Source organism: Desulfosarcina sp. (assembly GCF_055467485.1).
In genome coordinates, this window is record NZ_JBUOIV010000103.1 from 1 (window position 1) to 8,773 (window position 8,773).

The window sequence follows — 8,773 nt, forward strand, 5'->3', positions numbered from 1 at the left end:
GGGGCGAGGGCTTTATCCTGCGGGAAAGAGTGCTGATCGACCGGCAGCTTCTGGCCGAACTGGCCGATGGGAACGTCCTGGCCATCGCCACCGGCCGCCCCCGGGCCGAAGCCGAATACCCGCTGCAGCATTTCAGATTGAACCCATTTTTCTCTCAGATCCTGACCCTTGATGATTGCCTTGCGGAAGAAAATCGCATTTTCAAGCAGGAAGGCAGCCGGGTGGCCTTGAGCAAGCCCCACCCCTATATGCTGGATGCCATCATCAAAAATTGTCCTGAAGCTTTCGGACAGGTGTATTATGTCGGCGATATGCCGGATGACATGCTGGCCGCTGCCGCATCCGAGGCGGGCTGTCAGGGAATCGGAATTGTCTTGTCGGCGCCCGACCGGCAGCGCCTGAAAAAAGACCTGCTGGCGGCCGGGGCCGACCATGTCATTGAGAGCTTTGACGGGTTAAGGGAAATTATCCTTTGACACACGGTAAAACTGTCTTACTCTTTGGAAAATTGGTGGGTTCAGAAAACGAACGCGGCTCCTGAATACCGGTTTCACGGTGTTCGAACGAATGGAAAGGGTGTTTGATGACGGCCTTGGCATACCAGCGCAACAGCCTGCGGTTTGAAGCTCAAACTCCTGTAACTCTTGAAGATTTTCGAACCGGCTTTTATTACAACGGCGTCATTTACAACTACAGCGCCGATGGCGTCTATCTGATATCCGACTACGCCCCGCGACCGGGCAGAAGACTCCGCCTCAGGATCAACGGCGCCCAGGATATTTTAGCGCCCGGGCGATACCTCGCCGAAATCAGGTGGCGCCGTCCGCTGCCCCCCGGATCCTACGACTATTCCTACGGGGTCGGCATGCAGTTCTGCTGACCTGGTCCCTTCTGATAAAAATCCACAATCCCCGTTTTATGGCATTGCCGCCGGTTGTCGCAGGGTGTGTGCTATTAGGGCAATATTTTAGGTTTCAGGTGTTCCGCCGAAAGCGGACCGCCGGCCAAAACAACGGCCGGTCTGATCGATACATGAAGCTTTTGTTTTGTGCCGACGTAGGGTCGACCTCTGCGCCGCTCCATTCCGCCGGGCACAGAGGCCCGCCCTACGCCAGCAGTTGCAATATACGAATTTTCATAAAAGGTTTCGGGTGTCAGTCCCCTCACTCAACCTTTATAAATAAAATCGAGAGAATACCTTAAATATTCAATCTTCAATTTTCAATATTCGTTCAAAAGCGGCCTGACACCTAAAATCATCACTCAGCATGGATAAGAAATAGCCGCTGCCGCTTTGCTAAGCGCCTACGGCTGCAGGCAATCCTCTGCCAGTACCTTGTCCAGGACGGCAACCACTTCATCGGCGTTGTTTTCGCTGAAAACCAGCGGGGGCTTCATTTTCAGCACATTGTCCAGCGGGCCGTCGGTGCTGATCAGAATGCCGTGATCCTTCATCCGGTTGATGACATGGTTGGCGTGTTCGGTGGCGGGCTCCAGAGTTTCACGATTGGTCACCAGCTCAATTCCGGTATAAAGTCCCAGGCCCCGCACGTCGCCGATCAGCGGATATTTGTCCTGCAGCCCCCTCAGGCCTGCCAGAAGCCGCTGACCGGTCCGGCGGGCGTTTTCCTGCAGCCCCTCGGCTTCAATGACGTCCAGCACGGCCATCCCGATGGCACAGGAGACCGGGTTGCCGCCGAAGGTATTGAAATACTCCATGCCGTTGGCAAAGGCATCGGCGATTTCAGCCGTGGTAATGACGGCGGCCAGCGGATGGCCGTTGCCCATCGGTTTGCCGAGGGTGACAATGTCGGGCACCACATCCTGGGATTCAAAGGCCCAGAAATGGCTGCCGGCGCGCCCGAACCCCACCTGTACTTCGTCGACGATGCACACGCCGCCTGCCGCCCGAACATGTGCAAATGCCTGGCGCAGATAATTGTCCGGCAGCACGATCTGGCCCCCGCAGCCCAGCATGCTCTCGCAGATGAAGGCCGCCACACCGCCGTCCTGGATCTTTTCGGCGGCCTCGCGAACATAGGCGGCGTAACGGGCACCGGTCTCGGCGCCGTGGCCTTTGTGCGCACCGCGGTAGCCGTCCGGCATGACGACTTTGTGCGCCCAAGCCGGCGCCCCCCTGCCGCCGGGCCGGTCGTGCTTGTAGGGGCTGATATCGATCAGGGCCTGGGTGTTGCCGTGGTAGGCACCGTCCACCATGACGACATCATGCCGCCCGGTGTAGGTGCGGGCCAGCCGCAGGGCCAGTTCATTGGCCTCGCTGCCCGTGCAGACAAAAAAACAGACTTCCAACGGCGATGGGAACTTCGACAACAGGCGCCGGGCGAATTCGATGATGTTGTCGTGCAGATAGCGGGTATTGGTGTTGAGAACGGGCATCTGGAGTTGACCGGCGGCAATCACATGGGGATGGCAGTGGCCCACGTGACAGACATTGTTGACCCCGTCCAGGTATTTAAGGCCGTCCTCGGAATACAGATATTGTCCCCTGCCCCGTACGATCTTCAGGGGCCGGCGGTAGGAGATGCTCAGGTTCCGGCCCAGGCGCTTGCGGCGTAGGGCCAGGATTTCGGATTCACTGCGGCAGCGGGTTGCCAGACAGCTTTGGGGAATGCCCAGGATCAGGTTGGCATCGGGACAGATACTCAGCCAGATATCGCGCTCGCTGGGCCGGGCCACACCGGGGAAATTGCCGCTTTGGCCGAGCAGGTCGAGGATAATCTGAAAATGAACATGCGGCGTCCAACCCCCGTTCGATGCCGGCTCTCCGATGGTGCCGATTTGCCGCCCCTTTTCAACCGGCATACCGGCCCCGAGGCCGGTCAGCGAATCCGGGCTCAGGTGGCCATAGAGCGTATAAAAGGGGTCGTCTTCAGCGGTTCGGTGCTCTAAAATGACGGTCGGTCCGTAGTCCAGCGGCGCCGGGTTGTTGGCCATACTGTGCACCTTGCCGGCCAATGGGGCACAAACCGGTGCGCCGCTGGACTTGAACAGATCGATTCCCAGGTGGATGGTCCGATGTTCGGTCATTTCCTCGGTCTGCGCCTTGAATAACTTGGTGGTGTAGACCAGCCGAGCCTCGTTATAGCGGCCGATGCCGACTTCCCTGCCGGCGGCCTTCATTTGGCCGTAAATTTTTTTGCTGACCGCCTTCAGGTCGGCACCGTGGCCGTCCTGGCCCAGCAGCAGGCTGCCTACGCTCAGATCGAGCACCAGCTGGTTTTCCGCCCCCAGATCATCATCCACTATCCGGCCGAAGCTTCCGGCGTTGCGCTGCAGCCAGCCCGTCACCTGTTCATGCCGGGGCACCGGCGGCAGCCCACAGGCATGTCTGAAGCTGTAGTTGGCCAGACGGGGGTGGATGGCAGCCAGTTGCTTGAGCAGTTCCCAGGCCGGCTTTTCCGAAATGCGCAGATATTCGTTGTCCGGTTCATGGCGGGACTGGTTGGCCGAATGGCAGACGCTCATGCACAGGCGCATGCAGATCAGATCGAATAACACCGCCAATTCCTGTTCGGTCAGCGGAAAAATTTGGTGAAAGCCGGCAACGATGGCCCGGGCCGTGGCCAGCGGGTCGGCCTTGTCCAGCATGGCATAGGCGCAGATGATGGCAAGCTCGTTGATGGTGTGAGTGTGGACCATGTCGCCGAAGTCGATGACGCCGCTCACGTGGTGGTGCCAGCGGCCGGCCGGCGCCACCAGCACGTTATAGTCATTGCCGTCGCCGTGGATGGTGCTGGTGCGCAAATCGGGCAGCTGCGCTTCGGCTTCGGCCCGGTAATGCTCGAGAAATTGATGCACGAGGCGCTTTTGCGAGGCATCCCGGATGAGATCCAAGTTGGCGCCGATGACGTGACCGGCGCTTTTTAAATCCCAGTGAAAGTCGCGGTGAACGGCCGGATGGTCAAAATCCTGCAGCATCCGGCTGAGATTGCCGAAAAACTGTCCCAGGCTGGTCATTAAGGTTGCATGGTGGGGCTTTACCAGGGCCAGGGGTTTGCCGGGCAGATAGGTTAGCAGGCGAATATAAAAGGCCGTTCCATCCTCTGCCCGGGTCGAGGCAATCTGCTCTCCGGCTGTAGACAGGCAGACCCGGGGGGCAACCGCCATCTTTTGTGCCAGCGCTTCGCTCTTGCGGCCGATGTGCAGCATGGCCTGGTTCTGAAAGTCGAGCACAGCTCGGGACTCGGTGGAATTGGCTATTTTGAGAACATAGGCCCCGTCATCGGCGGCCGTCAGGCGAAAGTTCTGGTCCCGCTCGCTGGGCAGGCGCTTGGCAACGGCTTCAAGGGCAAACACTTCTTGTGCAATCCGGACGGCATCGGCTTCAGTAAATTTAGGGGCATGTTGTACGATGGATGTCATCGAAATTTACTTCCTTCCAGGTTTTCAATGAGGGCGTAAGGTATTTCGGCTATCCGCAAAGCTCAGGCCAAGCCGTCTGACCGGTCTGGGGCCATTTGATTTGAAGCCGGCCAGAGCTCGTGATAAAAGGTTTTTGTTTAGCTGAAACCGGCAAATGTGTCAAAATATTTCGATTCCATAGCAAAAATTCAGGGATAAGAAAAATATCCATTTAATTTCACCCCCACCCGGCCTCTCCCGTCAACTGGGAAGAGTAGGGTGGGCTCTGCACACCCTACGTTATGGAATTTTCGCGACTTTAGGGTTAACGTGCCGATATGATAAGTTTTTCAAGTTTTTTGGATTGTTCATAACCTCCAAGTTAGTTTGGTCCAAACGCCCTATTAATTTTTTTTTCATACATCATTCTTGAACCAACGCACTTTCATTGTCCGCCAAATTCGCTAGACGGGTTTTAAGTACGGCGCATACGGTGGCAAATATTTTGGCTGAAAGCGGTGCCAATAAGTGACTTTGCAGCGAGGATGACGGCTTAAGAAAGGCGCCGGAACTGGGCCTGATGACTGTTAACAATACTTGTGATATACTTTGTTAATATGACAGCCGGCCGGTTCCGGATTCGGTCCGGCCGTATCCGGCGGCAACGGAAACGTTTGATGAGAATACATGAAGCAGAAAAGGAACCAAGTTATGCATCGGATTGGGAAAGTGGCCCTGTTCGTGATTTTCGTGATCGTGTTGTCGGCGCCGGTATCGCCCCTTAAGGCCGACAGAAGAGATCTTAACTGCTATCTTGAAGCAACCACTGTGGACACCATCGTGGTTGTCTGGGAGGAGGACCGTCAGGGCAATAAAGGGCCGCAAATCTGGCAGGGAATCGTCAAACAGGGCCAGAGACAGCGCATTAACACGCGCACCGGAGGCATCCGCTATTCCAGCACCGTTTATGATTCCAAGGATGCGCTCAGCGGGGACAAGAGCCGGTGGTGTGAAGAGGGCAACACGATCGGTGTGCCGTGATGGGGTTTGCCGGCCGCTTGCGCTCTAACTACCCCTCGTCTTTTACCTTGCGCAGCAAAATGGAGTCGTTATGCCTCCATTTGGGGTCCTGGTTTTTGAAATCGGCGCGTTCTTCCTGGGTCGTCGGCAGGGTTTCAAAAGCACAGTACCCGTCGCCGCAGACCTCGCAGGCCGTGTGGATCAGCTTGCACTCGGGATTGGCGGCCATGCTCTTGGCCGGGTCGACGTAGCAGTAAAGCGCCCCCAGTTCCGGCTCGTCGTATTCCAGGAAGGTCTTGGCCAGGATGCAGCCGTAGACCCTGAAAAAGGCATGGTCGAAGTCATCGCCTGAAGTTTCGCGCGTGTCGACGTAAGTTTTGTCCTTGTAGACATATTTGTCGTGGAAGCCGTACCATGGAAGGTCCTGGCGGCCGGCCTGGTTGCGTTCACCAACCAGTTTACCGTAAGCCATCATGGCCTTGACGATCAGGTCGCGGCCCTTCTCCATGCCGTGCTCCTCGACCAGGGTGCGGGCGTAGGCCAGGTGCATCAGGGCCAGGCGAACGCCAACCGTGCGCACCTGCTCCATGGCCTCTTCCAGGGGGACTTTCTTTTCGCTTTTTTGCATCAGCTTGCCTCGCTTTCTTTATGGGCCCGTTCGAAGACCAGATCACGAACGATGTGCTTGTTCGGCATGGGTTCGATGACCATGTTGTCACTGACCTCGATCTGGCACAGCAGTCCGGGGGTGCCATTGACACGGCCCGTGCACCGCGCACAAATCCCCAGCTTGCAGGCCGCATGGTCGTAATAGGCCAGGGTGCCGTCGATTTGATGGTAAATGTGGTCAAGTGCATCCATAACGGTCATGCCGTGTTCCCACGGCACCTCATATTCCTGAAAAAAAGACTCCCGGTCCCGCTCCGGATCGAACCGGAAGACGCTCGCTTTAATCAATTTTGATTGCATTCGAATTCCTCCCCTTGGTTGACATCCCGCTCAATGGTGCCCGCCGACATCGGAATGGGCCGCCATCATCTGTTTCCACATCTGAAGATAATCGACTTTACCGCCGGCCGGTGTGACCTGGGTGATGGCCGGGGCGCGGGTGGTGATTTCGAATTCTCCTGCTGCGGGCGGGATGATGGTTTCCTTGAGCCAGCCGTCGTTGTCCGTCTGCGGGAAGTCTTCACGGAAGTGAACCCCCCGGCTCTCCTTGCGGAAGAGTGCGCCGCCGGCCGCAGCCCGCAGCAGGTGCACGATATTCTTGAGCTCTAGGATGTCGATCCACTCCTTGTTGTAGGCGCGCACGGCCGAGGAAGGCGCCAGGTCGTCGATGCCGGCCTGAACGCCGTTCAGAAAGCCCAGGAAGTTTTCCAGTTCGTCGGGCCGGCGGATGGGACCTAAAACCGCGTGGGCGCGTTCCTGCACCTGACGCCGCACCCGGGCCGGCCGTTCGCCGCTGGTTTTTGCCAGGTGCCGCAGGGCCCGATCGGTCAATTCGTCGAACACCTGCCGGCCGGCACCGGCGCCGGCCTGCCGGGCAAAGGCGGCGGCGTGGCGTCCGGCATCCCGGCCGTGAACCAGCATCTCGGTGGTGGCGGCACAGACGCGGTTGGCCCCGAAAGGCCCCAGCGTGCATTCGCCGGCGGCGAACAGCCCCGGCAGGGTGGTCGCCAGGCGCTCGTCGACCACGATGCCCCCGTCAAAGTATTCAACCACCGGCCCGACTTCGATGCCCTTGTTTTCCTTCAGAAGCTGGTCCATGCCCGCCAGATCGAGGGCCTTGTATTTCCATTTGGGAAAAATCGCCAGCGCATCGGCCTCGAATTTTTCCCAGGGTATGCCGCCGCGCCGATACCAGACGCCTCCCAGGGGGGACCCACGGCCTTCCCGGACTTCACGGGCGCTGGCATAGGAGAGAAAGCCCTTGTTCCATTCCATAAACCAGCCCTTTTCGACCACGAAAGGGTCGTACTTGTCCAGAAATGTCTCGCCCCGGCTGTTGATCAGTTCCCCGCCGAGAAAGGTCAGGATGTAGGTTGCCAGGCTGCCCCGCCAGCGCGGCGGTGTGAGGGCGATATTGCAGCAGAACGTAATGAATTCCATGTTGCCGATATCTGCGCCGGCCCGGTGGCTCATGGCGATCCCGTCGCCGGCCAGGTCCCGCATGCCGGTGTTGGGCCAAAAGGCCTTGTGCCAACCGCCGGTGGCCATGACCACGGACGGTGCCTGGAATTGAATGAAGCTGCCGGTCTTCACTTCCAGGCCCAGTGCGCCGACGATGCGGCCGCCGGATACCGCCAGATCCAGAATCATGACGTCTTCCATCAGCTCGGCATCGACCTTTTTGGCCTGTCGGTGCAGGGCATCGACCATCTGGATGCCGGTGGTGTAGATGGCCCGCTCCTCGGATCTTCGCACGGGCATGCCCCACTCGATCAGCTCCCGCAGGCAATCCGGCGCCGTGGCCACATACTGTTCCAGGAGTTTCTGGTTGTTGAGGAAAAAACCCTGGTGGACGATATCGCTGAAAAAAGTTTGCGGGCTGTCCTTGGCCGGTTCGCCCGGAAAGCCCAGCTTGCTGAGGCTCAGGCCGTCCAGGGTGAAGTCGGCGCCCGCCATGGGGGTGGCGCCGCAGCGGGCCAGCGGCCCCTTGCTTACCATCACGGTGCGGGCGCCGCCTTCCCGGGCGCCGATGGCCGCCCGGAATGCAGCGCCGCCGCCGCCGACTACCAGAACATCTGTTTCGATGACACGCGTGCTCATAAATGTTTTCCTTTCGTGAAGGTTGCATCTCCGGGATGGGGAAAAAACCGGCAAAAACGTTTTTCAGGCGATCCCGCAGCACAATGTCTTTTGTGAATCCAGGTGAAAGACATACAGATCGGCGGGGTCGAAGTCGAGTCCGACCTCCTGGCCCTCCTTTATTCCTAGCCCATCGTGGGCCACGACCACCACGCGAATACCGTCGGCGACCTCGACAATGAATTCGTCTTCGAGTCCCAGCGGCTCCTTGAGCAGCACCTTGCCGAAGATCCTGTCGGAGGCCGGCGGCAGCAGGCGAATCGACTGCGGTCGCAGGCCGACTTCGGCCTGTTCGCAACCGGTCAGCGTGTCATAGTGACGGTCCGGAATCGGAAAGGTGTGTCCGGCCACCCGCAGCAGCTTTTGACCATCGCCGGATATTTGGACCACAGCCGGCAGAATGTTCATGGCCGGTGTGCCGATAAATGTCGCGACGGTCTGGTTGGTTGGGTATTGAAAGATGCCCTTGGGATGATCGATTTGAACGGCCACTCCCTTATCCATGACTGCCAGCCGGGAGGACATGGTCATGGCCTCGACCTGGTCGTGGGTGACGTAGATGCTCGTCGTGGCGAGCTCGCGC

Annotated in this window: 8 protein-coding genes; 3 read left to right on the top strand and 5 right to left on the bottom strand. The window is 58.5% G+C overall.

Annotation, left to right across the window (positions count from 1 at the left end):
- Together ACZCED_RS24165 and ACZCED_RS24170 are read left to right on the top strand one after the other, a co-directional pair.
- Positions 1–476: HAD family hydrolase (locus ACZCED_RS24165; protein ID WP_464862007.1), on the top strand; the 476-nt coding region annotated here is incomplete at its 5' end.
- 107 nt (positions 477–583) lie between these two features.
- Entirely contained in the window at positions 584–880 is a 297-nt protein-coding gene (locus tag ACZCED_RS24170) for a PilZ domain-containing protein (RefSeq protein WP_464862008.1), read from the top strand.
- Positions 881–1,305: 425 nt separating this feature from the next.
- Here ACZCED_RS24170 and ACZCED_RS24175 read toward each other — a convergent pair whose 3' ends face one another.
- The gene (locus tag ACZCED_RS24175; RefSeq protein ID WP_464862009.1) at positions 1,306–4,383 is read right to left on the bottom strand and encodes an aminotransferase class III-fold pyridoxal phosphate-dependent enzyme; all 3,078 of its coding nucleotides are present in this window, start codon (positions 4,381–4,383) and stop codon (positions 1,306–1,308) included.
- A 690-nt stretch (positions 4,384–5,073) separates the two neighbouring features.
- Here ACZCED_RS24175 and ACZCED_RS24180 point away from each other — a divergent pair.
- Positions 5,074–5,403 (top strand): hypothetical protein, encoded by a 330-nt coding sequence (locus ACZCED_RS24180; RefSeq protein WP_464862010.1) that lies wholly within the window; start codon positions 5,074–5,076, stop codon positions 5,401–5,403.
- 28 nt (positions 5,404–5,431) lie between these two features.
- Here ACZCED_RS24180 and ACZCED_RS24185 read toward each other — a convergent pair whose 3' ends face one another.
- From ACZCED_RS24185 to ACZCED_RS24200, 4 genes are all read right to left on the bottom strand, one after another.
- Entirely contained in the window at positions 5,432–6,010 is a 579-nt protein-coding gene (locus ACZCED_RS24185) for an L-2-amino-thiazoline-4-carboxylic acid hydrolase (RefSeq protein WP_464862011.1), read from the bottom strand.
- Complete coding sequence (locus tag ACZCED_RS24190) at positions 6,010–6,351, bottom strand: 2Fe-2S iron-sulfur cluster-binding protein (RefSeq protein WP_464862012.1); 342 nt, start codon at positions 6,349–6,351, stop codon at positions 6,010–6,012. Before ACZCED_RS24190 ends, ACZCED_RS24185 begins: the two co-directional genes overlap by 1 nt.
- Positions 6,352–6,381: 30 nt before the next feature.
- On the bottom strand, positions 6,382–8,151 hold the full coding sequence (locus tag ACZCED_RS24195; RefSeq protein ID WP_464862013.1) for an FAD-binding protein: 1,770 nt from the start codon (positions 8,149–8,151) through the stop codon (positions 6,382–6,384).
- A 63-nt stretch (positions 8,152–8,214) separates the two neighbouring features.
- On the bottom strand, positions 8,215–8,773 hold a 559-nt coding region (locus ACZCED_RS24200), incomplete at its 5' end, for a TOBE domain-containing protein (RefSeq protein WP_464862014.1).

What these genes read in the sequence shown, in the direction of transcription:
- ACZCED_RS24175 (WP_464862009.1), bottom strand. Translation starts at nt 4,383, where the DNA reads ATGACATCCATCGTACAACATGCCCCTAAATTTACTGAAGCCGATGCC.
- ACZCED_RS24190 (WP_464862012.1), bottom strand. Translation starts at nt 6,351, where the DNA reads ATGCAATCAAAATTGATTAAAGCGAGCGTCTTCCGGTTCGATCCGGAG.
- ACZCED_RS24180 (WP_464862010.1), top strand. Translation starts at nt 5,074, where the DNA reads ATGCATCGGATTGGGAAAGTGGCCCTGTTCGTGATTTTCGTGATCGTG.
- ACZCED_RS24185 (WP_464862011.1), bottom strand. Translation starts at nt 6,010, where the DNA reads ATGCAAAAAAGCGAAAAGAAAGTCCCCCTGGAAGAGGCCATGGAGCAG.
- ACZCED_RS24170 (WP_464862008.1), top strand. Translation starts at nt 584, where the DNA reads ATGACGGCCTTGGCATACCAGCGCAACAGCCTGCGGTTTGAAGCTCAA.
- ACZCED_RS24195 (WP_464862013.1), bottom strand. Translation starts at nt 8,151, where the DNA reads ATGAGCACGCGTGTCATCGAAACAGATGTTCTGGTAGTCGGCGGCGGC.